The organism is Paraherbaspirillum soli, from assembly GCF_042654985.1.
GTDB classification, from domain to species: Bacteria; Pseudomonadota; Gammaproteobacteria; order Burkholderiales; family Burkholderiaceae_D; genus Paraherbaspirillum; species Paraherbaspirillum soli.
Genome location: NZ_JBHSMT010000013.1, coordinates 334,649 through 359,178 on the forward strand (window position 1 = coordinate 334,649; position 24,530 = coordinate 359,178).

Annotated in this window: 26 protein-coding genes; 7 read left to right on the forward strand and 19 right to left on the reverse strand. The window is 51.7% G+C overall.

Annotated features, from left to right (window positions below; genetic code table 11):
* Window positions 1-6: 6 nt before the first annotated feature.
* The 4 genes from pstB to pstS form a co-directional block, all read right to left on the reverse strand.
* Complete coding sequence (pstB, locus tag ACFPM8_RS09105; RefSeq protein ID WP_378997179.1) at window positions 7-795, reverse strand: phosphate ABC transporter ATP-binding protein PstB; 789 nt, start codon at window positions 793-795, stop codon at window positions 7-9.
* Between the two features lie 34 nt (window positions 796-829).
* Window positions 830-1,723, reverse strand: coding sequence for a phosphate ABC transporter permease PstA (pstA, locus tag ACFPM8_RS09110; RefSeq protein ID WP_378997180.1), 894 nt, complete (start codon window positions 1,721-1,723; stop codon window positions 830-832).
* Window positions 1,720-2,727 (reverse strand): phosphate ABC transporter permease subunit PstC, encoded by a 1,008-nt coding sequence (gene pstC / locus ACFPM8_RS09115; protein WP_378997181.1) that lies wholly within the window; start codon window positions 2,725-2,727, stop codon window positions 1,720-1,722. The genes pstA and pstC overlap by 4 nt, the downstream gene beginning before the upstream one ends.
* A 253-nt stretch (window positions 2,728-2,980) precedes the next feature.
* Window positions 2,981-4,024, reverse strand: coding sequence for a phosphate ABC transporter substrate-binding protein PstS (pstS, locus tag ACFPM8_RS09120; protein ID WP_378997182.1), 1,044 nt, complete (start codon window positions 4,022-4,024; stop codon window positions 2,981-2,983).
* Between the two features lie 291 nt (window positions 4,025-4,315).
* Between pstS and ppk1 the strand changes: the two genes are divergently transcribed.
* The 7 genes from ppk1 to ACFPM8_RS09155 all read left to right on the forward strand — a co-directional run bounded on the left by ppk1 (window position 4,316) and on the right by ACFPM8_RS09155 (window position 11,158).
* Window positions 4,316-6,442, forward strand: a complete 2,127-nt coding sequence (ppk1, locus tag ACFPM8_RS09125) for a polyphosphate kinase 1 (RefSeq protein WP_378997183.1) — start codon at window positions 4,316-4,318, stop codon at window positions 6,440-6,442.
* Window positions 6,443-6,462: 20 nt separating this feature from the next.
* Complete coding sequence (locus ACFPM8_RS09130) at window positions 6,463-6,921, forward strand: SixA phosphatase family protein (protein WP_378997184.1); 459 nt, start codon at window positions 6,463-6,465, stop codon at window positions 6,919-6,921.
* 370 nt (window positions 6,922-7,291) lie between these two features.
* Complete coding sequence (locus tag ACFPM8_RS09135) at window positions 7,292-8,527, forward strand: polyhydroxyalkanoate depolymerase (RefSeq protein ID WP_378997186.1); 1,236 nt, start codon at window positions 7,292-7,294, stop codon at window positions 8,525-8,527.
* Between the two features lie 132 nt (window positions 8,528-8,659).
* The gene (gene rsxB, locus ACFPM8_RS09140; RefSeq protein ID WP_378997187.1) at window positions 8,660-9,364 is read left to right on the forward strand and encodes an electron transport complex subunit RsxB; all 705 of its coding nucleotides are present in this window, start codon (window positions 8,660-8,662) and stop codon (window positions 9,362-9,364) included.
* A gap of 6 nt (window positions 9,365-9,370) precedes the next feature.
* Complete coding sequence (gene nth, locus ACFPM8_RS09145; RefSeq protein ID WP_378997188.1) at window positions 9,371-10,021, forward strand: endonuclease III; 651 nt, start codon at window positions 9,371-9,373, stop codon at window positions 10,019-10,021.
* A gap of 6 nt (window positions 10,022-10,027) precedes the next feature.
* Window positions 10,028-10,720, forward strand: a complete 693-nt coding sequence (locus tag ACFPM8_RS09150; protein WP_378997189.1) for a VIT1/CCC1 transporter family protein — start codon at window positions 10,028-10,030, stop codon at window positions 10,718-10,720.
* A 12-nt stretch (window positions 10,721-10,732) separates the two neighbouring features.
* The gene (locus ACFPM8_RS09155; RefSeq protein WP_378997190.1) at window positions 10,733-11,158 is read left to right on the forward strand and encodes a DUF1841 family protein; all 426 of its coding nucleotides are present in this window, start codon (window positions 10,733-10,735) and stop codon (window positions 11,156-11,158) included.
* A 192-nt stretch (window positions 11,159-11,350) separates the two neighbouring features.
* Here ACFPM8_RS09155 and ACFPM8_RS09160 read toward each other — a convergent pair whose 3' ends face one another.
* From ACFPM8_RS09160 to ACFPM8_RS09230, 15 genes are all read right to left on the reverse strand, one after another.
* Window positions 11,351-12,121 carry a DUF2310 family Zn-ribbon-containing protein gene (locus ACFPM8_RS09160; protein ID WP_378997191.1) on the reverse strand — a complete coding sequence of 257 codons (771 nt, stop codon included), beginning with the start codon at window positions 12,119-12,121 and terminating at the stop codon, window positions 11,351-11,353.
* Between the two features lie 113 nt (window positions 12,122-12,234).
* Window positions 12,235-13,746 carry an ankyrin repeat domain-containing protein gene (locus ACFPM8_RS09165; protein ID WP_378997192.1) on the reverse strand — a complete coding sequence of 504 codons (1,512 nt, stop codon included), beginning with the start codon at window positions 13,744-13,746 and terminating at the stop codon, window positions 12,235-12,237.
* Window positions 13,739-14,302, reverse strand: a complete 564-nt coding sequence (locus ACFPM8_RS09170; RefSeq protein ID WP_378997194.1) for a hypothetical protein — start codon at window positions 14,300-14,302, stop codon at window positions 13,739-13,741. The genes ACFPM8_RS09165 and ACFPM8_RS09170 overlap by 8 nt, the downstream gene beginning before the upstream one ends.
* 68 nt (window positions 14,303-14,370) lie before the next feature.
* Window positions 14,371-14,571 (reverse strand): hypothetical protein, encoded by a 201-nt coding sequence (locus ACFPM8_RS09175; protein ID WP_378997196.1) that lies wholly within the window; start codon window positions 14,569-14,571, stop codon window positions 14,371-14,373.
* Complete coding sequence (locus ACFPM8_RS09180; RefSeq protein WP_378997198.1) at window positions 14,568-15,134, reverse strand: protein tyrosine phosphatase family protein; 567 nt, start codon at window positions 15,132-15,134, stop codon at window positions 14,568-14,570. The genes ACFPM8_RS09175 and ACFPM8_RS09180 overlap by 4 nt, the downstream gene beginning before the upstream one ends.
* A 329-nt stretch (window positions 15,135-15,463) precedes the next feature.
* A complete protein-coding gene (locus tag ACFPM8_RS09185; protein ID WP_378997199.1) occupies window positions 15,464-15,823 on the reverse strand; it encodes a hypothetical protein in 360 nt (119 codons plus the stop codon).
* A 377-nt stretch (window positions 15,824-16,200) separates the two neighbouring features.
* Entirely contained in the window at window positions 16,201-16,479 is a 279-nt protein-coding gene (locus ACFPM8_RS09190; RefSeq protein WP_378997200.1) for a PAAR domain-containing protein, read from the reverse strand.
* Window positions 16,480-16,511: 32 nt separating this feature from the next.
* Window positions 16,512-17,216, reverse strand: a complete 705-nt coding sequence (locus ACFPM8_RS09195; protein ID WP_378997201.1) for a hypothetical protein — start codon at window positions 17,214-17,216, stop codon at window positions 16,512-16,514.
* 9 nt (window positions 17,217-17,225) lie between these two features.
* Window positions 17,226-18,242, reverse strand: a complete 1,017-nt coding sequence (locus ACFPM8_RS09200) for a hypothetical protein (protein ID WP_378997202.1) — start codon at window positions 18,240-18,242, stop codon at window positions 17,226-17,228.
* Entirely contained in the window at window positions 18,239-18,421 is a 183-nt protein-coding gene (locus ACFPM8_RS09205) for a hypothetical protein (RefSeq protein WP_378997203.1), read from the reverse strand. Before ACFPM8_RS09205 ends, ACFPM8_RS09200 begins: the two co-directional genes overlap by 4 nt.
* Window positions 18,422-18,503: 82 nt before the next feature.
* The gene (locus ACFPM8_RS09210) at window positions 18,504-19,004 is read right to left on the reverse strand and encodes a hypothetical protein (RefSeq protein WP_378997205.1); all 501 of its coding nucleotides are present in this window, start codon (window positions 19,002-19,004) and stop codon (window positions 18,504-18,506) included.
* Window positions 19,001-19,246, reverse strand: a complete 246-nt coding sequence (locus tag ACFPM8_RS09215) for a PAAR domain-containing protein (RefSeq protein WP_378997206.1) — start codon at window positions 19,244-19,246, stop codon at window positions 19,001-19,003. Before ACFPM8_RS09215 ends, ACFPM8_RS09210 begins: the two co-directional genes overlap by 4 nt.
* A gap of 5 nt (window positions 19,247-19,251) precedes the next feature.
* Complete coding sequence (locus ACFPM8_RS09220; protein ID WP_378997207.1) at window positions 19,252-20,079, reverse strand: hypothetical protein; 828 nt, start codon at window positions 20,077-20,079, stop codon at window positions 19,252-19,254.
* 16 nt (window positions 20,080-20,095) lie between these two features.
* Window positions 20,096-22,123 (reverse strand): LysM peptidoglycan-binding domain-containing protein, encoded by a 2,028-nt coding sequence (locus tag ACFPM8_RS09225; protein WP_378997208.1) that lies wholly within the window; start codon window positions 22,121-22,123, stop codon window positions 20,096-20,098.
* Window positions 22,120-24,530, reverse strand: a 2,411-nt coding sequence (locus ACFPM8_RS09230; protein WP_378997209.1) for a type VI secretion system Vgr family protein, incomplete at its 5' end; no start/stop codon positions are given. The genes ACFPM8_RS09225 and ACFPM8_RS09230, both read right to left, overlap by 4 nt.

The following is a 24,530-nucleotide window of genomic DNA, read 5'->3' on the forward strand; positions in this document are numbered from 1 at the left end:
GCCGAATCAGCCAAAGCGACCGGTAATGTAGTCCTGCGTTTCCTTGCGTGCCGGGTTCAGGAAAATCTGATCGGTCTCGCCGAACTCCACCAGTTCGCCAAGGTACATATAGGCGGTGTAATCGGAGCAGCGAGCAGCCTGCTGCATGTTATGGGTGACGATGGCGATGGTGTAATCCCGCTTCAATTCGCTGATCAGTTCTTCCACCTTGGCGGTCGAAATCGGATCCAGGGCCGAAGTCGGCTCATCCAGCAGCAGCACATCCGGACGCACCGCAACGCTGCGGGCGATACACAGCCGCTGCTGCTGACCGCCGGACAGGCTGAGGCCGCTCTTGTTCAGCTTGTCCTTGACCTCGCCCCACAACGCAGCTTGCGACAGCGCCCATTCGACGCGCTCATCCATTTCACCTTTTTGCAGGTTTTCATACAGGCGGATACCGAACGCGATGTTGTCGTAAATCGACATCGGGAACGGCGTCGGCTTCTGGAACACCATGCCCACCTTGGCCCGCAGCATGTTGAGATCCTGTCCTGCTTCCAGGATATTGCGGCCGCCGTACATGATCGTGCCTTCCGCCCGGTGGCCTGGATACAGGTCGTACATCCGGTTCAGGGTGCGCAGCAGCGTCGATTTGCCGCAGCCGGACGGGCCGATAAATGCCGTCACTTTCTTTTCATTGATGTGCAGATTGATGTTCTTCAAACCCTGGAACTGACCGTAGAAGAAATTCAGCTGCGAGATTTCTATGATCGGCTTCTTGTCGGACGTATTCGATATTGATGATGTTTGCATGGTGATGGCAATCGCAGTGGATGCAGTGAATCAATTAACCTGGAATTTTCTGGCTGAACAAGGAGCGCGACAGGATGTTCAGGGCCAGCACGCTGAAAGTAATCAGCAGCGCCCCGCCCCATGCCAGCGGCACCCAGTTGTCGAACGGGCTCATCGCGAACTGGCTGATGACGACCGGCAAATTGGCGATCGGCTTGTTCATGTTGGTACTGAAAAACTGATTGTTCAGCGCGGTGAATAACAGCGGCGCGGTTTCCCCGGCGATGCGGGCCACTGCCAGCAGCACTCCGGTCACGACACCCGCCTTGACCGCGCGCAGGCGGACCAGCAAGGCCACTTTCCAACGCGGCGCACCCAAGGCGAAAGCCGCTTCGCGCAGACTGCCGGGCACCAGCCGCAACATATTGTCGGTAGTCCGCACCACCACCGGCACCGCAATCAAGGACAACGCGAAAGTTCCGGCCCAGCCGGAGAAATGACCGACCTTGGCGACATAGATCGCATAGACAAACAGGCCGATCACGATCGACGGCGCCGACAGCATGATGTCGGTGACAAAGCGCGTAATTTGCGCAAGCTTGCTTTGCTCGCCGTATTCAGCCAGATAGATGCCGGCCAGAATCCCGATCGGCGTGCTGATCAGCGTCGCCAGGCCGACCAGCATCAGGCTGCCGATAATCGGATTGAGCAAGCCGCCGGCGCCGGAGCCAGGCGCCGGCGTGTTTTGCGTCAGCATGCCGAGACTGAGCGCGCCCAAGCCCTTGCTCACCAGGGTCGCCAGAATCCACAGCAACACCAGCAACCCGAGCGCCATCGCCAGGAACGACAGCAGCATGCCGAAGCGGTGCATCAGCAAGCGCCTGCGATAGACCGCATTGGTCGCTGGCTGGTGCAGTGTATCGATCTCGATTTGCGGCGAATTCTTCATTTGGCGCCTTCTTTACGGGACATGCCCATCAACATGATTTTGGCTAGCGACAGCACGATGAAGGTGATCACGAACAGGATCAGGCCGAGTGCGAACAGCGCCGACACATGCATCGTGGTCGAGGCCTCGGCGATTTCATTGGCGAGGGTCGAGGCGATGCTATTGCCCGACGCGAACAGCGACCAGGACAGCCGCTGCGAATTGCCGATGACGAAGGTAACCGCCATGGTTTCCCCCAGCGCTCGCCCCAGACCCAGCATGACGCCGCCGACCACGCCAGTTTTGGCATAGGGCAGCACCACCTTGCGCACCACTTCCCAGCGCGTGCAGCCCAGCCCGTAGGCGGATTCTTTCAAGACTGCCGGCACCACTTCAAACACATCGCGCATGACCGAGGCGATGAACGGGATAATCATCACCGATAAAATCAAGCCCGCGGTCAACATCCCTATCCCCATCTTGGGGCCGTTGAACAAGACTCCGACGAACGGCAGCTGACCGAGCGTCGCCGACAAAAACGGTTGTCCGTATTCAGCAAATAGCGGCGCAAACACGAACAAGCCCCACATGCCGTAAATGATGCTGGGCACGCCGGCCAGCAACTCGACCGCGGTACCCAGCGGACGGCGCAATTTGGTCGGGCAGATTTCCGTCAGGAACAAGGCGATCCCGAAGCTCACCGGGAACGCAATCAACAACGCGATCAACGAGGTCACCAGCGTGCCGACAATCGCGATCATCGCGCCGTAATGGTCATTGACCGGGTCCCACTCGATAGTGGTGATAAAAGCCGGGCCGAACTCGCGAAACACCGGCCAGGCGCCGATGGCCAGACAAACGATAATGCCAAGCAGCACCAACAACACGATCAGCGAAAATAGCAGCGTCACTTTATGAAAAAAGAAATCCTGGATGCGTTGCTTGCGCATCGTCGCATGCAGGGCCTGATGCGAGATGCCAGCCTGTTCAGCGCTGAGTGCGGGGGGAGAAAGTGTATGTGCCATGGCAAGAGTATTTGCACTCATGTGTAGCGATATCCGGTGAAGTATAAGAAGACACTGCGGCGAATGCTATGGCGGCCATGCCGTTATTTAACATGCGGCTTCAGTGCGCAGCGATAGCCTGGTTTGAATTTGCTGTGCAAAATCCGTATCTTCGATAACCGCAAGCTCGTGTCCGTGCCGGACGCAAGCTTGCGGCTTGTTTCTACAGCTTGCAGGGCAAACTGAACCTTGCAATTAAAAAGACACTAAATAATTACCAGACTGCCTTGCCCGCGCTGTCTTTGACTTGTGCCTTCCAGGCGTCTTCAACCAGCTTCACGACCGATGCCGGAATCGCCACGTAATCCAGTTCCGTTGCCGATGCACCGCCGTTCTTGTATGCCCAGTCGAAGAACTTCAGGACTTCCTTGCCCTTGGCAGCATCAGCTTGTGTTTTGTGCATCAAGATGAAGGAAGCGCTGGTGATAGGCCAGCTGGTCTTGCCGGCGGCGTCGGTGAAGTCGACCGCGAAACCAGGAGTCTTGGCCCAGTCGGCACCGGCGGCGGCGGCCTTGAAAGTTTCGTCATCCGGCTGCACGAAGCTGCCGTCGCGATTCTTCAGTTGGGTGTGTTGCAGTTTGTTCTTCTTGGCGTAGGCATATTCAACGTAGCCAATCGCGCCCTTGATCTTTTGGACGTTGGCGGCGACGCCTTCGTTACCCTTGCCGCCTACCCCGACCGGCCATTTGACCGCAGTACCGGCGCCGACGCCGCTCTTGAACGCAGCGCTGGTCTTGGACAAATAGCTGGTGAACACAAATGAAGTGCCGGAGCCGTCAGCGCGATACACCACGGTGATGTCTTCCGCCGGCAATTTAACGCCAGGATTGAGGGCGGCAATTTCCGCTGCATTCCACTTGGTGACCTTGCCCAGATAGATATCGGCCAGCACCAGGCCTGTCAGTTTGATCTGTCCAGGAGCGACGCCGTCCAGATTGACGACCGGTACCACGCCGCCCATGATCGCCGGGAATTGCATCAGGTTGTCGGCGTTCAGATCTTCGACTTTCAATGGCATGTCGGAAGCACCGAAATCAACCGTTTTGGCTTTGATTTGCTTGATGCCGCCGCCGGAACCGATCGACTGATAGTTCAGGCTGTTGCCGGTAGCGCCCTTGTAGGCTTCAGCCCACTTGGAATAAATTGGATAAGGAAAAGAAGCACCGGCACCGGTGATTTCCGCTGCCATCGCAGAGGAAACCGTCAATGTCGCTGCCACGGCGAGGACGACGGATTTTACGAGGTGATTCAATCGCATTTGTTACTCCAGGTGGTTGAGTAGATTCAGTTTGCTTGGGCCGAGGTGTTGCGAAGTGATGTCATTTGAAGATTTCAATTTCACAACAGCCGTAAGACAGGACGAACTCTAACCAACATTTATGACAGCTTTATGACAAGTTGAGGGCGAGTGAAAAATCACTGAAAATCGATTTCCGCCGATAGAAATTCGGCATCGGCACTTCCACTTTGGTCATCAAGCTGTCATATTGCCTCAATACACTCCGCCCAAACCATCAAATCAGCTGCCTGATTCATGAACAAAAAAACCATGTCGGACAATGATGCAAAAACCAACCTCAACAATCTCGATGCCAACCCGATCTATCTAAATCGCGAGTTATCGCAACTGGCATTCAATCGGCGGGTCATGGCGCTGGCGGAAGACAAGCATGTCCCCCTATTGGAGCGTCTGCGATATCTATGCATTGTCAGCAACAATCTCGACGAATTCTTTGAAGTCCGCATCGCCAGCCTGCTGGCAAGCAGCCAAATCGACGGCGCAACGATCGAGTCGTCAAAATTGACGGCCGCATTGGAACGCACCAGTGCCGAATGTCACCAGATCGTCGCCCGCCAATATGCAATCCTGAATCAGTCGATTTTGCCGCAGCTTTCCGCCATCGGCATCCATCTGTTGCACCACAACGATCGCCATGAACGGCAGCGGGCCTGGATCAAATCCTTTTTCGACCAGGAAATCCGCCCCCTGCTGACCCCGATCGGCCTCGATCCGGCCCATCCGTTTCCACAAGTGCTCAACAAGAGCTTGAATTTCATCGTTGAAATGGCGGGCAAAGATGCGTTCGGACGCAATACCACGATAGCGATCATCAAAGCGCCGCGCGTCCTGCCCCGCGTGATCAAGCTGCCGGACGTGTTGTCGCCCAAGGGAGTCTCGTTCTGCCTGCTGTCGTCGATTATCCACGCCCACATCGGCGATCTTTTCGCCGACCGCGAAATTTTGTCTTATTCGCAATTCCGGGTGACGCGCAACAGCGACCTGTGGGTCGACGAAGAAGAAGTGAAGAATTTGCGGCAAGCCTTGCAAAGCGAACTGCACAGCCGCCAGTTCGGCGTCGCCGTCCGGCTTGAAGTCGCCAAGAACTGCCCCGAGCATCTGGCCCAGTTTCTGCTCAATCAATTTTCCATCGCCCCCAACCGGCTATATGCAGTGGATGGACCGGTCAACATGGTGCGATTGTCGGAAATGATCGACCAACTGCCAGAACCGGCGCTGCGCTTTGCGCCCTTCTCGCCGGGCTTGCCGGCGCATATCGACAATGTCGACGATATCTTCACGCAATTGAAAAAGAAGGACGTGCTGCTGCACCACCCGTTTCAATCGTTCCAGCCGGTCGTCGATTTCGTCCGTTCCGCCGCCTATGACGCCGAGGTGGTGGCGATCAGGCAAACCATCTATCGCACCGGCATGAATTCCGACCTGATGGAGTCGCTGATTATTGCCGCACAACGCGGCAAGGAAGTCACCGTCATCGTGGAACTGATGGCGCGCTTCGACGAAGAAGCTAATATCAACTGGGCCGACAAACTGGAGCGCGCCGGCGCCCAGGTGGTCTACGGCGTGGTCGGGTTGAAAACACACGCCAAACTGTCGCTGGTGATCCGCCGCGAACGGGATAAGCACGGCAACGGCGAACTGCGCTATTACGCCCATCTGGGCACCGGCAACTACCACCCGAACACGACCAAGCTGTACACCGACTTCGGCCTGCTGACCTCCAATCAGAAATTGGCGATAGAAGTCAATGAAGTCTTCATGCATCTCACCAGCCTGACAAGGCCGAAGAAAATGGATTACCTGTGGCTGGCGCCGTTTGCGCTGCAAAAGGAAATCATTCGCGCGATCCGCAATGAAGCCGACATCGCGCGCCAGGGCCGGCCGGCGCGGATCATTGCCAAGATGAATGCATTGCTGGACGAATCGGTAATCCGGGCCCTGTATTCAGCCTCGGCCGATGGCGTAAAAATCGAACTGATCGTGCGCGGCGCCTGCGCGCTACGGCCTGGCGTTCCCGGCTTGTCCGAGAACATCCGCGTGCGCTCCATCATCGGCCGCTTTCTCGAACATAGCCGGATTTATTATTTCCGCAACGATCTGCAGCACGATGTCTATCTGGCCAGCGCCGATTGGATGAATCGCAACCTGTTCCGGCGTATCGAGGTGGCGTTTCCGGTCCTCGACAATACGCTCAAAAGGCGCGTCATCAACGAAGGTTTGAATCCTTACTTGAAGGACAATACCAATGCCTGGAATCTGACGTCCGACGGCAGCTGGGACAAATGTAAACCGCGCCGAAGACAGCAGGTTTATAGTGCGCAACAGGATTTAATGCAGACATTAGGCACACAGACACGCAAGATTGACCCGCATTGACCGATCAAAAAGGACGCACTATGGAACTCATTCTGTGGCGACATGCCGAAGCCGAAATTGGCGAGCCCGACCAAGGCCGTGCCCTGACCGCCAAAGGACACAAACAAGCCACGAAAATGGCTGATTGGCTGGATCGCAGCCTGCCCAATACCTGCAAAATCCTGAGTAGCCCGGCTACCCGCACGGTGCAAACGGCGGAAGCTCTCGGCCGCAAATTTAAAATCCACCCTGATCTGGCTCCCGGCTGCACCGCTGAGCAATTATTGGCGGCCGCCAACTGGCCCGACAGCCGCGAGCCGATGTTGATCATTGGCCATCAACCAACGCTTGGACAGGTCGCCGCCTTGCTGATCGCAGGCCAGATGCAGGAATGGTCGATCCGCAAAGGAGGGGTCTGGTGGATTGCACAACGCGAACGCGGCGACATCAGGACCAACTACCTGAAAGCGGTGATGTCGCCGGACTTGGTTGCCAGGTGATTTTGCGCATCGCTCGATGGCAACCATTAAATAAATATTCAAAAGTCGCTGCCATCGCCACAACAAATTGTTACAAAAATAAGCATTCCATCTCGAACTTATTTATGTGGCATTGCACTAATAATTTCAAAGTGCGTCTTCAATCTGCATGCTGCAAGCCACGATGATTTGGCACTAGCATTAATTCTTTATTCACACACTTGTAAAAAGCAATAAATAGGCTGTGTGGCGGCCACCACTTTGAGTATACTTTCGCCCACTTCAATCCTGCGAACTACAACAGGATTTCGCGTAACATTCAAAACGAGTATTTGCTGTATTACGGTATAAGTAATCATTCGCCTTGTATTACAGCCCCAGAAGGTAAGACATGCTCTATCAATTTCATGAATTCAACCGCGCCTGGATGCACCCGCTGGTGCAATGGGCCGACGTCACCGCCAAATTATTCACCAACCCCATCTCACCGCTGGCGCACACACCGTTTTCGCAACGCATTGCCGCCGGTTACGAGTTGATGTATCGGCTCGGCAAGCATTACACCAAACCAGACTTCGAGATCGGCACCACGCTGATCAACGACAAGGAAGTAGCAATTACAGATGAAGTCGCAGCGGAAAAACCGTTTTGCCGCCTGCTTCACTTCAAAAAGAATTTAAGCAAAAAAGAAATGACGGCGCTCAAGCAGCCAACCGTGTTGCTGGTAGCGCCGCTGTCAGGCCATCATTCGACATTGCTGCGCGACACCGTGCGCGGCCTGCTGCCGGATCACGACGTCTACATCACCGACTGGACCGATGCCCGCATGGTGCCGGCCAGCGACGGCACCTTCCATTTGCACGACTACATTTACTACGTCCAGGATTTCATTCGCTTGCTGGGCCCGGACCTGCACGTGATTTCGGTCTGTCAGCCGACCGTACCGGTACTGGCGGCCATCTCGCTGATGGCCACGGCCAAAGATCCGCATCTGCCAAAAAGCATGACCATGATGGGCGGCCCGATCGACCCGCGCAAATCGCCGACCGAGGTTAACAACCTGGCGACCGAAAAGCCGTTCAGCTGGTTCGAAAACACGGTGATCTATAGCGTGCCGTCCAAATATCCCGGCTTCGGCCGCAAGGTCTATCCGGGCTTCCTGCAACACGCCGGTTTCGTCGCGATGAATCCAAGCCGGCACGCCCAAAGCCACTGGGATTTCTACATGCACCTGCGCGAAGGCGACAACGAATCCGCCGAAAGCCACCGCAAATTCTATGACGAATACAACGCGGTGCTGGACATGCCGGCCGATTATTACCTGGACACCATCAAGACCGTGTTCCAGGATTTCAGCTTGCCGCACGGCACCTGGGAAGTCGAAGGCAAACTGGTGCGGCCGCAAGACATCAAGAGCGTCGCGCTATTTACCATCGAAGGCGAACTCGACGATATTTCCGGTTCCGGCCAAACCCACGCGGCACATGATTTGTGCCGCGCCATCCCGGAATCCAGGAAACAGCAATTCACCGCGGAAAAATGCGGCCATTACGGCATTTTTTCGGGCCGCCGCTGGCGCGAAATGATTTGCCCGAGAATCGGCACCTTTATCAAGGCCAACGCTTAAAAACTATCCTCCCGTCAATACTTGGCAAAAAAGCCGTTCCTGTCAGCAGGAACGGCTTTTTTCATTTGGCGTACCATCGATTTACTCGGATAATACGACCTCAAGTTGTTCAGACCCAACTCTTTACCCCCTGTGCCAGATAAAACCCCGCCCTCGCTCGCCGACTCCATCGAAGCACTGCTGCCGCAGACGCAATGCACCAAATGCGGCTACCCAGCCTGTCGCCCGTATGCCGAAGCCATCGCCGATGGCTCCGCCAACTACAACCAATGCCCGCCCGGCGGCCAGCAAGGCATAGTCCGGCTGGCGCAATTGCTGGGCAAGCCGGTGATCCCGCTGAATCCGGCCAACGGTGTTGAACGGCCGCGTCAGCGCGCCGTGATCGACGAGGCGACATGCATCGGCTGCACGCTGTGCATACAGGCGTGCCCGGTCGATGCCATCGTCGGCGCAGCCAAACAGATGCACACGGTGATCGCCGATTTATGCACCGGTTGCGACCTCTGCGTGGCGCCCTGCCCGGTTGACTGCATCGCTATGGTGGAAGTGACCGCCCCGCACACAGGCTGGGACGCCTGGAGTCAGCAACAAGCCGACGCAGCGCGTGCGCGGCACGACATGCGAACACTCCGCCTGCGCCGCGACAAACTGGAAAACGATGAGCGCCTGGCCGCCAAGGCTGCAGAAAAATTGAAAATGGTCGCAGCCGAAGCCGCCGCTACGCCGGAACAGCAAGCCGAACAGGCACGCAAGAAAGCCATCATTCAAGCCGCCATCGAGCGCGCCAGGATCAAGAAAGAACAACAAGCCGAAGCCGCGACCAAAGAACAGGAATGAATGCCTATGAACGCTGAAAAACGCCGAGAAATATTCACCCGCCTGCGCGCCGCCAATCCGCATCCCACTACCGAACTGGAATACACCACACCGTTCGAATTGCTGATCGCCGTGATCCTGTCGGCGCAAGCCACCGACGTCTCGGTCAACAAAGCGACGCGCAAGCTGTACCCGGTAGCCAACACCCCGGCCCAGATCTACGCGCTCGGCATCGATGGCTTGATGCCATACATCCAGACCATCGGCCTGTATCGCACCAAGGCCAAGAATGTGATCGAAACCTGCCGCCTGCTGATGACCCTGCATGACAGCCAGGTGCCGCGCACGCGCGAAGAGCTACAAGCCTTGCCCGGCGTCGGCCGCAAAACCGCCAACGTGGTCTTGAATACGGCCTTCGGCGTGCCCGCCATGGCGGTCGACACGCATATTTTCCGGGTCGCCAATCGTACCGGCATCGCTCCCGGCAAGGATGTCGACGCGGTCGAACACAAGCTGATGAAGTTGGTGCCGGCCGAGTTCCTGATGGATGCGCATCACTGGCTGATCCTGCACGGCCGCTACACCTGCATCGCCCGCAAACCGCAATGCTGGAACTGCGGCATCGCCGATCTATGCGACTACAAATCCAAAACGCCGCTGCCGGAAAAAGGAGTGTAATCCGCCATGCCGCATCCCCATACCGAACACCATTTTGAAGCCAGCGACACCGTCCGCGATATCGTCATTGGCATGGCCGACGGCTTGACGGTGCCGTTTGCCCTGGCCGCCGGCATCAGCGGCGCTGCGGTCGCGATCGAGATCATCGTCACCGCCGGCGTCGCCGAAATCGCCGCCGGTTCGATCGCCATGGGCCTAGGCGGTTATCTGGCGGCGCGCACCCAGCGCCAGCATTACTATGCCGAACGGCAGCGCGAAGAACAGGAAATCCGCTCAGTGCCGCATCGCGAGCGCAAGGAAGTGATCGACATCATGGCCCAATACGGCGTCAGCAAACAGGAATGCGAACCGATGCTGGCCGGGCTGGAACGCAACCCGACCGCCTGGCGCAACTTCATGATGCGCTTTGAGCTTGGACTGGAAGAGCCGCAACCGGCAGCCGCCCGCAAAAGCGCAGCGACCATCGCGCTGTCCTACCTGGTCGGCGGCCTGATCCCGCTGTCGCCTTACATGTTGCTCAAGTCGGTGCCGACGGCGCTGACCGCATCGACCGTGTTGACGCTGCTGGCCTTGTTCATATTCGGCTACCTGAAAGGCAGCGTGACCGGCACCGGCGCCCTGAAATCCGCATTGCAAACCTTGCTGGTCGGCGCACTGGCAGCCGCCGCCGCTTTCGGCATCGCCCGCCTGATTACCTAAAAACCCACCACCATGTTCAATCCTTCCCAAGACGATGTCCGCCGCTTCTTTTGCGAGGTCTATCGCAAGCATCGCGCCAACGAAATCCTGACCCCGCTGGAAGCCATCGCATGCGACTGGGTGCAGCAGCATCCGGAATATGCGGACGACCTGAAACAGATCGAAGCGGCGCTAGCGGCCGATTATTCGGTCGAGAACGGCCAAACCAATCCCTTCCTGCATCTGTCGATGCATCTGTCGATTGCCGAACAGATTTCGATCGACCAACCGCCAGGAATACGCGCCGCAGCCACCGCGCTGACGCAACGCCTGCAATCGGAACACGAAGCCCACCATCACATCATGGAATGCCTGGGCCAGATGATCTGGAATGCGCAGCGCAGCGGCCTGCCGCCGGATGGCGCGGCGTATATCGATTGTGTAAAAAAGCGCGTGTGATTTAAGGCGGACGCGTTGGATTGGCGGGGAAATCCAACCACGCTGTACTGGTCCGCGCTGACCTATCCTGATGGCGTTGACCCCCGACTCGCGAATGACCGGCGGCGTTCAAAGTTCGCAAGCTGGCATTCGAACTTTCCAGAGCAAAGACGACTTGCAAGTTGTCGGAGGCAGTCGATTGAATCTCCTGAATTATTCGGATATGTTAAACGCCAAATTAGACAGGAGGCGACATTTGTAGCACTTGAAATGGAATAGCGAATGCAGAGCGTTTTCGATGTACCACGGCTCACTACAAGACGAGCAGCGCCTCTCCCTTTCAGACGAGAGACTCTTTCCGCTGGCCCGATATAAATAGTAGTAAACAGGTTTTCCCATTTGAGCGGAGAGCCGGTCACTATTTTCTCGACCAACTTTGGACAGAGTGCTCCGCACATCTGAGAGCTGACGAGTGCTTGATCTCTCCAACACCGTGCAATTCATTTGCAACGCGTCACATGCCTGATAGTCAGACTGCCAGCGAATTATTTCAGAATAGTCACCGCTCGGCATTATTGGTAGTTTATATAGCGGAACGGGGCCAAAGCAGTCCATGCATCTTATAGGAGACTCAAGAGACAAATATGTTGTGTACATTACATAGCCAGTCGGCTTCAAACATCCGCAACCATCCGCACTATCGACATCTTCCCCTAACGGCCGCGACGCGATAGAGACTCCGCTCTTTTTGGCTTCTGCTAAGCAATCTTCAACAAAGAGATTGCTGTATTTCTCATCTAATGAATCTTTTGCTGGTGCTAATACCGATGAAATGCATTTGTTATTTTCAAGATAAAGCGGCCACTCTCTGCCGAGAATTTGACCGTTCATTCTTAAGGTGCCCAAATAGGCATTGGCCGAGTCCAATAATTTCCCCGACAACTCTTGGCCGTCAAATGAAAACTCTAATCGATGTGCATACATTGTAATGATGCCTAACCATGGCAAAAATATTAGATCATGTCGTCACGCGCAAGCCGCCAAAACAAGGTCCAATAGGAACTACTTGTAAGTGTCAGCACTTGGCCGAAATGTGCTCAGATCCCCTCATTTTTTAAGCGCGTCCATACGAAACTTTTCAAACACAATTGATAGCGCTGTGTGTTGTCAATGTAATCTTCTTGGTCGTTTTCCAGGACGATCTTGCGCCCTCCTCTCAATACAATTTCTCCCCTGCCATTCAAGAATGCTTTATGCCTGCTGATCCAGCCTGGTATTTCCCCGGTTGTATCCACTTTGTCGATTTCAAACGATTGGATGTTTAGCCGGTAAACCGGTGTGTGGTCAGGCCGCCTGGATTCTGGATAGCCAAGGCTGCCGATGATGTAAATAAAATCACCGACCAGTGTGGCGGTATGAAAGTCGGTAGGAGGGAATAATTCTGCGGGATAGCTAAAGATGCGAATCTCACCATTTTTCTCAAATACGGTGACATCGTTGTAGATACAGAAATCGCTGTCGTAATAATCCTCGTGTTCCCCCGCGATCTCAACGATACGTCCATCGCCAAGAATGGTTGTAGATCTGCCGAATCGCTGATAGCTCCAAATCGCTTGTTCCGGTTCGCTGCCCGAATCAGAAAATGTCTCACTCGCGCGCCACCCCGAGGCTCCTGAACGTATCATCGCCATCCAGAATGGATTTTCTGTTGCTTCGGCATTGCTTGTGCCAAATTGCCGATACCTGCCGGCGATATAGGCTTCTTTCGACACTAGAGGGGTAGCGTCGTACTCAACACCCAGCAGTTCCGCATGCATTTCGGGGCTGATATCGTTTATATCGTCGCCGCAATCCACCAATATGCGAACCACTTTCATGTTTGTTGCGACTTGAATTGCGCGCTCAGGAATCTTGTTGGCCTTGTAAATATCCGCGCCGCAATCGATCAAAAATTTCAAACAATCCGACATGCCAAGCGAGGCCGCTGTGATTAACGGGGTATCTTGGAAGTCGTTGGCGGATTCAGTATCAAATCCTTGATCAACCAGCCATTTCAACATCGAGACGTTGTTGTGCTGTATCGCATATGCCATTGCTGTTTTTCCGCAGCGACCTACTGCCTTGCGATTTGCGCCAAGTTCCAGTAATAACGAGGCCTTTTCAATATCGCCAAGTTGAATGGCAAATAAAAAAGGCGTTCTCGACCAAAAGTCTGTGGTTTCCAGGTCGCCAGTTTCTTGAACGGCTTTTTTTATACTATCCGGCGTACCAAATACGACTTCAGATATTGTGTGAGTCCATTCCAGCTGGCTGCTATCGGCACCGGCATTCAGCAGCAATTCAACGACATCAAATCGGCCGTTATTCGATGCGACCCGAAGAGCCGATTCGCCGTACTCCGTAATTCTATTTAAATCTTCGCCTTGATCTACAAAGTGTTTCACCTTGTCATAGAGGTTGACGTCATTGTTATAAATTGTTTGCAGTAAGCTCATCGTTTTCACCAGTTTTCTTGCACATGTTTTCCGCTCTACGCGCTGGAAAATCCAACGCTTGATAACGATTGCAGAAATGTTAAGCTTCCCAGCCCAAGCTGCCCACTTACTCAAAGGGACGATGCACAAAGCGTATGCGGCGCAAGGTGTTGTTTCGCCATTCAAAATAGGAGATACCCCGGAGTGCAGAGTTCTCGTTGATACCTCCGACGACGATCAGCAGTCGACTGTCGAGACGGTATTTGATCAGCGCGCCGTCGGGTTTTATCAATTCGTCGTAATCGACGTTCTCGTTATCAACCTCGTGCAGGCTCGCGGGGTGAAATACCTTGCCCGTATTGGCGTCGACAATGGCGAGCGAAACGCAGCCGCTGCCACAGCCCCAGCGGACGATTGTGTAATGACCGGCGAAGTTGGGGGCCTGCTTCGCCCCGATGCCGATCATTGTGCGAAACAGGCGAGATCGCGGATGCGAGCGAACGTCCGGCGCCATGACTCGGCCGTTGAATCTCCCGATCGCTGGAAACTGCTCGAACCCGGGCGGATTCTTAGGGTAATCCGAAGCGCGAATCGTGTGTGCGTTGTAGTACTCATCCTCTTCGGCGTGAGTAAGTGGCGAGACGACTGCGAGTAGCAGAGCAATCAAAAATGCAAAAACTATTTCTTTCATTTCAGTTCCTTGATTGAGTTAAAAGCGTCAATCTGACAAAAATCCGTGGGTAGTGTGCAGATGAACAATCAGCAGCTGAAGTCTATTAATCCTGAAAAAAGGCCGATCAATAGCCCCAGGAAGCCTCCTAAGGCCAAGCCCGCTGCGGCAATCAACATTTTCCACATGATCGCGAGGATCCGGGCAAGGCCGGTGCGGTATCGCGGCATCTCTGGATGGACAGGAACGTCGGTTGAGGTATTGACGTTAGTCGGAATCAAAGTGCTCATGATGCCGTTCCTGATTTGCTGATGCGGTTGGCGATGCGTCGATTGATGGCGGCATCCAAATCGTCCGCCGATTGCCCGCTCGCCTTCACTATCGCTTTGATTGTTGCGGCGTCGAGGCCGCCAGGTCGCGATGCCTCAACCAGACTCCAGGTTCTCGCCGCGCGTCTGCCGCTTCGGCAATACAGCAGGATGGGGCCAGGCGTAGTTGCAATAGCTTGGTTCAGGGCCGCGACCGCCGCGTCCGGGATATCGCCATGCGGAACTGGCACATAGGCAAAGTGCAGATGCTGGGCACGGACGGCTGATTCGACTGCTGCTGCCGGCGGTTGGTCGGCGGCCTCGCCATCGGGGCGCAAATCGATGATGGTCTTGAAGCCGCGCTCCTTGAGTTGAGGGATCGCGGCCAGATTCAGTTGTTCTGCCACCCATATCTGCGACGTCAGTCGGTGCGCATCGACCTTCGGCGGTCGCTGCCAATGGCTATAACCCAGATCGGCTAGTACACCAGCAATTCCTAGCAATACTGCCAGACCGAAAATGGCGCTATTGCCAATAGATTTCATATTCAATTCCGCTTGTTATGGCACTCGTTATGCATTGGCGAATGGGCGAAGAATGTTGCCACGGAAAAATTTGCAAAGCAATCTTAAATATGTGAGGCGAACGATAGACTGCGTCCGGCCCTCGTTTGGTAGGTTCTGGTTGAGCCGAAGGCGAAGCCCAACGTTTCTTTAATCGCCACCAAACGTTGGGCTTTGGAGCCCAACCGACTACGTGCGTAGGGCGGATGAGCGTAGCGTTATCCGCCGCTGGATGCTCCGCCGGTGTTTGATGCGTCCGAAACGGCGGAAGACGCTGCGCTTTTCCGCCCTACATTACTGAGAAGTCCAAGCTACCGACGCTCTTTTAGGTATTTTTCATTGCGACGCTCGATATCCCTGGCCGCCTTTTCTCCCAACTCGTCGGCGGCATCAATTGAAAACAGCATCAGCTCCTCGCGGACATCGACGCTCAGCAGCGGCGGGTGCGCCGGGTCGGCATAAACGCCGCTGGCCAGATCGGTGGCGTGGATCAGCCGCAGGCAGTTTCTGATGCCAAAGCTGAAGTTCTTCGTAACAGATGAGAATTGTGCATCGGGGTCGTGCTGCAGTTCTGGAACCAGCCACGAGAACGGCTTGTGCAGCGCTGCTTCGGGCGGGCCGGGTTCAGGCGGGAAGATAGTGGTTTTGTTGGCATTTTTTGCGTAGGTCATGCGATCTCCTTTTGCGGCGGGTTTTCCGCCCTTCGTCGGCTGACGAAGGTGGCGGGCGCAAGGCAGGGGTGAGAGACCGGTGTGAGGCACCATAAACCGGCAGGGCCCGAAGCCCTCCCTACCAAGGCCCGCCATAGAAGACGCACATTGATAGGGGCAGACGAAAAAAAACCGCTCGGGAGCGGCTTGTCTGCCCGGTGCTACTCACAACACTGACTCTCACGCCAGGCCGCTTTTTCTTGCGACGTAAGGAAGATAGCGCAGATGATCTTGAAATTCAAACACTATTTTCGAGGTGCCCTTTTGTTGTTGATAACTCTGCACCCGCTGGCATGCGGTCGCTCATTCCACGTAGTTAAACCTGAAAACTGAATCAACTAACCGACAGTCGCACTAACGCTGCCGATCAACTTACAGCCGCATTCGGTTTCGCAATCCTGCACCGCAACCGGGACGCCGCCGACCGTAAAGGTCGGATGCGCGGTGATGATCTTGTTGATGCCATGCGGCCGGTTGTCCGGATAATGTTTCGGACAATCGACTTCGTCCCCAAGGCGCGCAATCGCTTTGCCACCGATGTCATGCGTCAGCGAGCCGCTGATGACCTTGCCGCCGTGGTCGGTTGTGTCGCCTACTACGATAATTTTTAAAGACATATTTGTGCCGTAATAATTTGAAGACTAAATAATTATTTAAACTGAATAGCGTATTCTTTTTGACATACCGAATCGGGGTGACTGAATAAAGGTTGTAATTTTAAATTGTTATCTTTAAACCATACGCTATAAGAAATTCTTTTTAGGTACGATTCACAAAATTCTTTGGTGTTTGAATCCAGTTGAAATTTATTCTCATCCATTAATTTCTCAGCAGCGTCGGCACCCAATTTTAAACGACCATCTCGAATCGTAGCGCCGCTTTCCAAAAGAGTTGGCACAAATTTCTGCACTAACTCTTTTATCGTGATCTCATCCCCGCTCAGTGTGGAGAAAACTTTTGCTTCTTTATTCAACTCTGGACTACCAGAGCAAACTGCATCTGTCGCAAAGACCACGCTCACAGTGTTATCTATATAATTAATTTGATCGAGCTTTGCTTTAAAACCCCATGGACCACTCATGGAAGGGTCATAACAATCTTTCGCATCTTCATAAAATTTCTGAGAAAATTTTTTCAGTGCTTTTGTTATTTTCCTGGCTTGTGCGTCACTAATATTCTTCGATTTGTTGATTATTACTTGCTCAATAACGATCTCGTTATAGCGTGCTTTTATACGTGGCATCTTCAAAACAGAAACGGCATAATTGACCGCAGAAGCTTTTTCTTCTGCGTGACAAACACAAGCCATCAGAAGAGAGATAAAAATGGAACCTGCAAATCTCAATGTATTCACAGCAATATTTCACTTTGCTTGTATTGTGTAAAGTCGAATGGCTTGTCGTTGACTTTCAGGTTCAGAGACAATTGCTGCAACATATTTGCCTTCATCAATAGGCAACCAAAATTTAGTCTCAGTGACAAGATAAATATTTTTATCCACAATAGTTCTGTCACCAAAATTTGTAGAAAATCTTATGATGTGTTCCTTTTTATTGACTTCGGGGATTTTGCTTTCCGCCGCCTTATTGAAAAAAGTGGAGGCATAGAAATCGGCACGGAATTGCCACAAGTCGCCATCGGCTGCATTTAAATCGGATAGATCCGAATATTTCTCAAGATTAATCGCACGTCCATCAATAGTTGAAAAAACTCGAATTGGCTTTGATTCATTATCAAATATTTGCACAAGAGCGAGTGTCAATCCATCATCAGAGATATAGGGAATTGTGTAGTCAGATGGCGTCGGGAATTTTTTAAAGATTATTTGCTTTTTGAGATCAAAAAACAATACTCTACCCGGATCGTAACTAAACCCTGCTTTTTCTAATTCTCTCCTACTTTTAAACCATGCTTTGCCGCTCCGTCCAAAATTCATTGGTTCTACAAATATGCCACGTGACGACGTTGTATTGAATACAAACTGAGGGGGAAGTTCGGGATATTGAAGTTTTGGCTGTTTAAATGTCAATTTAATTGAACAATCTTTGAAATTTCTAATTTCGTAGATGTAGTCTTCTTTTTTAATACCTTTTATACGGATAGCAAATTCTTGACCATCATTGGATAAATTGACAAATTCACCAACAAGAGAAGATATACAGGAATTGACAATATTCTTTTGTTTAGTATCGTACAGGATCGAATTTTTCAACTCCGAACCATTCATCCCGATAAAAAGTTTTTCTCCATCTTTATCAAATTTGGCTAAAGAAATTGCACTCTTCCCATTTGACCCTGGAATAGATATAGTAATATCCTGATAATTTTCAGCATGAACCGAAAACGATAATGCAAATAAAATGAAGAAAATGATTTTCATATTCCAAATATCTTCATACTACAATTAGCATCAACAAATATATATTTGATTGGTTGAACTGGATCTTTATACAACTCTTTATAGCTATCTAAAAGTTTTGTGCTGGCAATAGGCATTGCATAGGCAAGGTCAAAAGCGAACATCAGTACCAGATACAAAGCAAAATGCTTAACTTTCATAACGTGACTTGTATGGCAGACTCCTACGTATTTCCAATGGTGCTCGGCGCGCTGCGGAGATATGTATAAGGCGGGTCAAAAGTCATTCATGCCCATGTAATTTAAAAAATGCTTTTTGGTCCTTTTCCTCTATAAAATTAGAGGCGGCAGCGGTATCGCCTTGAAAGTCTTTTTTACAGGTTAATCGCGAAATTGTTTTTTCATTTTTGATAACCTCCATTACCGTATCCCCTTTTACCGGGTCGTTCAAAGCATAGTTAATTCCATTGTTTTCAAACCAAATCACAGTTGAGGCATTACTTGCTCCCAACACCTCGGCACGATTAAATATTTTAGATGAATCTTGCTTCGTAACTATGTAGCGCAATTCAATTTTTTGAGGTAATCCGAAACGATACTCCAAATAACCAGAGCTAGATCCTTTCGGCGAGGCGCAAAAAGAAATAACCTTTTTCCCGGTTCCGCAAGAATAGAAAATTTCTTCGTCCTTGTCACAATTTGACAACTGAGTTTCTGCACGAGCTTGGCTCATTAAAAAAACAGAAATTAATGACAGTGAAATATTTTTGAGGAGATTTTTCATATTTCAACTTCATTCCCCAAGCGCGCAATTGCTTGGCCGCTGATGTCATGCGGCGGCGAGCCGCTGATGATTTTTCCGCCGTGGTTGGTTATGTCGCCTACAGTAATGATTTTCAAGGACATGCTGCTCTTTTTCAAATTTATCATGCCTTGCCAATCAACCAAACACAGCGGCCAGATTCTACTACTCAAAATAAATCTAACAGAAATAGTCGACTTCCATTTTACTGCTTCTATTTCCAACCAAATTATTTACAAGTTGGATTTGAGTTTGGACACGTAATAAATTTTCCGCTACCATCCAATTTAAGATGAGCAACATTTTTTATTTTACTTAAAATGGTCCCTTTTCTTTCATAGGTTGTTACCAGATAATCTTTGCTAATATCAAAAGTGATGATGGAAACTCCATCCATTTTCCCCACCAATTCTTTTGAAATCAATTTATTACCTCTAAAAACATAAAGATAATATACATTTACATCCGTCTCTGCTCTTCCAGCCAGGAAAATTCGAAAATCAAATATAGACGGGAGTAAAAAAACTGTATCAATGCTTGAATCAATCTGGCTTCGTATATCATGCTCAATAGTGTTACTAGGGTAGGCGTGATAACGATTACAGTCATCAGTCTTTCCCTCGCCTGTTGCGCACCGATAATATTTATCAAACACAAATGGCAGACTTGTATTTACAATTTTCTTGGATGAATTTTTATCATTAAGACATTTCCCTACGAAACTTTTATACTTGCTTGCATCAACATTTAATTTATCAGGATGTTCGTCATCTCTAGTTATATCATAAGCAGTATATTTATTGGTATCCAACACCACCCATCCAATAGATACTTGTTTGTTTGGATTATCAGCGCCCACAAACAATCTTACTTTGTAAACGCCATTATCATTTTCGGCCAAATCCAAAGAAATATCATTCTTATTCATCACCGTTTTAAAATTCGGGACTATTAGATTTTTTAGATCCGCCTGACAGGCAGATAAATCATTATTCTCTGCAGCATGACCAACCACTGAGAGAAAAGCCATCAAGAAAAATAATATTAATCGCATCATTACAGCCTCTACATAATTATTTAAAAGAATTCACAATTCTAGGAACAACATCATTCAAAGTTTTTTTATACAGTTCTTGCTTACTCTCATCTGTTGAAAACCATCTAGCATAATTTCCATTATAAGCAGCCATGTATTTAGCAATATACTCCATGCCGACTTTGACTGAAGAAACCATAACAAATTGCTTTTTCTTGTCAGTTATTTGAGCGTTGCCACCAGCGCCGCTGAGACCGGCTCCTTCAAATGCTGCCCACAATCCTATCGGAGCCTCATTGAAATACGATCCTGACCATCCATAATAAGGGGGCGCGCCATGCGACTCCATTCCAGGTGTTCCACATTTTTGATACTGTTTTGATTTAAAATGAGCTGTTTCTACCCTGTACATTCGCTCAACAACTTCTGCAGTATCTTTTCCATATTTATCATAAATATAACGCAATGCTTCCCTAGCATCATTTTCATTAAAATCATGTGTAGACTCTTCTGGCTTTACATTATTCTTTGAAATTCCACCGCAAATGGATAATTGCACCTTCCCTTGCTTTTTCGCCAACTCAACAAGACTATCTCCGTTAGCATTAGTAGCTGACTGAACAAAGAACCTATCTGCTTGATAACTGGCTTGATATTCACGAACATCGAAATGCACCCACGTAGTAGCTCCATCTGCTGTGGATTCAAGTGAAATTTTATTAGGATGAGGCCATCTCATTTGAGCGCCCAAATGCTTTATAAAAATCTTCTCGCGAATTAGCTCGATACCCGCATTTCCAGTTCTTGTCGTTTCTCCATGCTTGACAAATTGAACATCCAAAGCACGCCCCATATGATTAACAGACGTACGAGCATGAATACGATTGTTATCAATACAACGATACCCAGAACTGATGTTATGGATTGAGTATCCAAGTTTTGCTTCTTTTTCCTTTAAATAAAATTCAACAGCCCTGAATGCCCAAATTAGGCTACGGTGAATGCCTGGATATTCGTGTGCATTCCCCTGAATGCGTCCATTGCCAAAACCACCACATGCCCCACAAGAACACTTCATTTGACTGAAATGAGCCGCCATTGGATATCTAATTATCATTTCATCCAGTGCTTTCAGTACATTTCCACATACTCGGCCCGTCTCAGCAGATCCCATATAATCTCGCTGAAATTGCTTGACACAGCTCTCAGTTAAATTTGTGAACTCGTCAGTAGGTAAAGCACCGCCAAATCCAGCCAAGCGAATATTGATTTCTTCAATTAAAGGCCCTTTGTCACCCTTCTTAATGCAGTTGCTTTGGTCTTTACACACTTGAAAATCAGCCTTTGGACTGCCCGAATCTGCACTGCGATCCATAATCAGATTTTTCAAAAATTCGATCACACTTACTTCATGTTTAGTGTCTTTTCCGCTTGCTGAAGATTCAGGCTTTGCACTTTCTTTGTGCTCTGTTGCGTGCCCCTGTTTGCCTGCCGCTGAACCATCTTTACCTGGTGCCTGAGGCTCCTTACCTGCTACAGAACCTTCTTTGTTTGCCGCATGTCCAGTACTTGCAGAACCAGATGCTTTAGGTTGTTGTAAAGGCAGTTTTATCACTTGACCGATGCTAATACTATTTGCATCCTTGATATGATTTAAAGTCGCAAGCTCTCTAACCGTTGTACCAAATTTGTGGCAGATACCATCCAAGGTATCACCGGATTTCACAATATAGGTTTTACGTTTGTATTCGCCTTTGTCGCCCTCATGTTTGACTAAATCCATGTCTAACATAACTTTCGAGCTTTTTATCTTGAATGCTAAATTTGTTGCAGTCACCTTGATAGTTTTGATGAGTGTCATCTCCGTGTTTTCGAATTTTTCCACGTAGATTTGCAGTTCATCACCGAGACTGACGGTAATCTTTTGAATCTCGCCTTTTGCATTGGTCGCACCTGCGGCAATGATGTCGGCATGTCTTTTAACTTGATACTTTAAAGATTTGATCGGCGAACCTAATAAATCAATCAGGGTGATCGTTACTTGACTTTGGATAGCGTCCGTCATGATGATTGTTCTTCCTTTCCTGCCGCATCTAACTTGTTTTGATAATCCGTTGTACTTTGATCCGAATTTGTATCAATGACCTCTACTTCAGAATCCCATTCGTCTTGCTTCGCCCCAACCATGACTTTTGTTTTCTCTGTCTTTTCTGAATAAATTTGCTCTGTTCGCCCATGTTCATCCAGACTGCCTGCAATCACGGTGCCATTGGATAAGGCTTTGTAGCTGATTTCTCCGAAATCGTGATGTAGGAATAAATCATAAACATCCAGGCGATTACTAAATGTTCCCGACTCCAACTTGAATGGCAAGCTAGGCATTTTTACCGGCATATTCATCGGCCCTGGCAGACCATGCACCGCCGCATGCGCGACATAGCTACCGTTGGTGCCATGCTCGATCCCGCCCGCGTTGTATCGGCTGTAGCTGCCGCCACCGTTGAGCAGCAATTCTTCCTTGGCGGTGATCGTGATGCGGTTCGCGGTCTGCGTGATGTTCAGTTTGGCCAAAATGTTGATACTGTCCGACAGCGCCTGCACGTCGATGTCGCCGCCGGCCGCCACCATCTTGATCCCGGCCTTATACACAAACAGCCGGAAGGTTTGACGGATGCTGGCGAACCAGCCGCCGCCGCTGGCGATAGCCAAGTCCTTGCCGGTGGTCAGCGCGGTGTGCTGGTCGCTGGCGATGTGGGTGCTGCCGCTGGTGGTGGACTCTATCCCGGCCGGGCTGGCCAGCACCAGGTGCGGTGCCGCCAGTTCCGGGAAGCTGCCCTCTTCGCCGCCGCCAGAACCCTTGATCGCGTCGTTCTGCGCCTTGATCACCTTGGCCACGTCGGCTTGCTGGCCCTGGGCTTCCTGCGCGCCGGCCTGCTGCGCGGCATCGGCCAACGTTTCCTGCTGCTCGCGCGCGGCGGTCAAGCGTTGCACGGTCTCGCCCATGTCGGTGATATGCGCGGCGGCGTTGGTCCTGGCCTCGGTGGTCAGCAGCATGCCCTTGGCCGCTCGCGCCACACCGTGCCCATCGGAGCGCAGCTCCCAGCCTTGGCCGCGGGCGTCCTTGCGGCCGGCATTGTCTTCGATGCGGGTGATGTGGCCGAGCGACAGTTGGCTGTGCTGATGGTCGCTCTTCAGCTGGACTTGAATTTTTCCATTGGTATCATCGAGGATCGCATGATTGCTTCTGCCGCCTGCGGCATTGCCGCCGCCGGGTGTCAGCTCGCGGCTGCGCAAGCCGGTCAGCGCTTGCTGGTCGGCCAGCTTCCACGGCGGCATGTTGCGCTCGTTGTAGACGCAGCCGGTGACGATCGGCTTATCGGGATTCGAATCCAGAAATTGCACGATCACTTCCTGGCCGATGCGCGGAATGGCGATGAAGCCGCGATCGCTGCCGGCCCAGGAACTGGCGACCCGGACCCAGGCCGAACTTTTTTCATCGTTAGTGCCGATCCGGTCCCAGTGGAATTGCAGGCGCACCCGGCCGTATTCGTCGGTGTGGATTTCCTGATTCTTTGGCCCGACCACGGTCGCGGTTTGCGGGCCGTGGATCTGGGTCGCGACGCTGTGGTAGCCGCGGCCCGGACGCCAGGGGATGCTTTTGCGGATGCAGCTCAGGCGGTTGCTGTAGTCGGCCGCTTCGTCGGCTTGCTGCAGGTAGTTGTTGCTGGCCGTATGCACGACGCTGACGACCAGGTATTCATGTTTGCCGCGTTCGGCAGATTGACCGAACACGCTGTTGCTGAAGTGATCGGTCAGGCGGAACCAGCGTCCGGGCTGGACGTCGCGGTTGTTGCCGGCGGCTTCGATGTGTTTGCCGCTGGTCTCGATTTCTTCCATCCGCAACCGGGCTTGCTTGTCGCCGTCTTCGTCGTTCTTGTAGCCGTAGGCGCCGGTGTATTCGTACGATTCGATATCGAGCACGTCGCCCTGTTTGTTCAAGGTCGGGATGTTGACATTGCTCGGTACCGGATATTTGAAGTTGAAGCTGGACAGCGCGACTTGGCCGGGGACGATCTGGCGCAGCGGGCTCCATGCGTGCAGTCCATCTTCTTCCTTGGCGCCGGCATGGCGTTGGAAGCGGATCTCGGGGTCGCTGCCGTCGATCGGCGCCGCGTACGTGCTGTCATCCGAAAAAATTAATTTGTGGCCCTTGTCGGTATGTTCATACCAATAGTGCCAGCCGGCGGCTTCCCACCTGCGGTGCAGGTAGTTGCTATCGCTTTCATCGAACTGACAGGCTTCGGTGACAGGCACATCGGCCGCCTTGACGCGGCTGTCCCAGTCCGGATGCGATCCATAGTTCTTGAAAATGCATTCCATCTGTTCCCGCAGCGTCTTGCCGTGGAACAGGTAATTGTCTTTTCTGAGATGCAGGTAGGCCAACCAGGGTTTCAGCACCATCTGGTAAAACG

Coding starts and splice junctions, on each gene's coding strand:
- pstB (WP_378997179.1), bottom strand. CDS start 795: ATGCAAACATCATCAATATCGAATACGTCCGACAAGAAGCCGATCATA.
- pstA (WP_378997180.1), bottom strand. CDS start 1,723: ATGAAGAATTCGCCGCAAATCGAGATCGATACACTGCACCAGCCAGCG.
- pstC (WP_378997181.1), bottom strand. CDS start 2,727: ATGGCACATACACTTTCTCCCCCCGCACTCAGCGCTGAACAGGCTGGC.
- pstS (WP_378997182.1), bottom strand. CDS start 4,024: ATGCGATTGAATCACCTCGTAAAATCCGTCGTCCTCGCCGTGGCAGCG.
- ppk1 (WP_378997183.1), top strand. CDS start 4,316: ATGTCGGACAATGATGCAAAAACCAACCTCAACAATCTCGATGCCAAC.
- ACFPM8_RS09130 (WP_378997184.1), top strand. CDS start 6,463: ATGGAACTCATTCTGTGGCGACATGCCGAAGCCGAAATTGGCGAGCCC.
- ACFPM8_RS09135 (WP_378997186.1), top strand. CDS start 7,292: ATGCTCTATCAATTTCATGAATTCAACCGCGCCTGGATGCACCCGCTG.
- nth (WP_378997188.1), top strand. CDS start 9,371: ATGAACGCTGAAAAACGCCGAGAAATATTCACCCGCCTGCGCGCCGCC.
- ACFPM8_RS09150 (WP_378997189.1), top strand. CDS start 10,028: ATGCCGCATCCCCATACCGAACACCATTTTGAAGCCAGCGACACCGTC.
- ACFPM8_RS09155 (WP_378997190.1), top strand. CDS start 10,733: ATGTTCAATCCTTCCCAAGACGATGTCCGCCGCTTCTTTTGCGAGGTC.
- ACFPM8_RS09160 (WP_378997191.1), bottom strand. CDS start 12,121: ATGTATGCACATCGATTAGAGTTTTCATTTGACGGCCAAGAGTTGTCG.
- ACFPM8_RS09170 (WP_378997194.1), bottom strand. CDS start 14,302: ATGAAAGAAATAGTTTTTGCATTTTTGATTGCTCTGCTACTCGCAGTC.
- ACFPM8_RS09175 (WP_378997196.1), bottom strand. CDS start 14,571: ATGAGCACTTTGATTCCGACTAACGTCAATACCTCAACCGACGTTCCT.
- ACFPM8_RS09180 (WP_378997198.1), bottom strand. CDS start 15,134: ATGAAATCTATTGGCAATAGCGCCATTTTCGGTCTGGCAGTATTGCTA.
- ACFPM8_RS09185 (WP_378997199.1), bottom strand. CDS start 15,823: ATGACCTACGCAAAAAATGCCAACAAAACCACTATCTTCCCGCCTGAA.
- ACFPM8_RS09190 (WP_378997200.1), bottom strand. CDS start 16,479: ATGTCTTTAAAAATTATCGTAGTAGGCGACACAACCGACCACGGCGGC.
- ACFPM8_RS09200 (WP_378997202.1), bottom strand. CDS start 18,242: ATGAAAATCATTTTCTTCATTTTATTTGCATTATCGTTTTCGGTTCAT.
- ACFPM8_RS09205 (WP_378997203.1), bottom strand. CDS start 18,421: ATGAAAGTTAAGCATTTTGCTTTGTATCTGGTACTGATGTTCGCTTTT.
- ACFPM8_RS09210 (WP_378997205.1), bottom strand. CDS start 19,004: ATGAAAAATCTCCTCAAAAATATTTCACTGTCATTAATTTCTGTTTTT.
- ACFPM8_RS09220 (WP_378997207.1), bottom strand. CDS start 20,079: ATGATGCGATTAATATTATTTTTCTTGATGGCTTTTCTCTCAGTGGTT.
- ACFPM8_RS09225 (WP_378997208.1), bottom strand. CDS start 22,123: ATGACGGACGCTATCCAAAGTCAAGTAACGATCACCCTGATTGATTTA.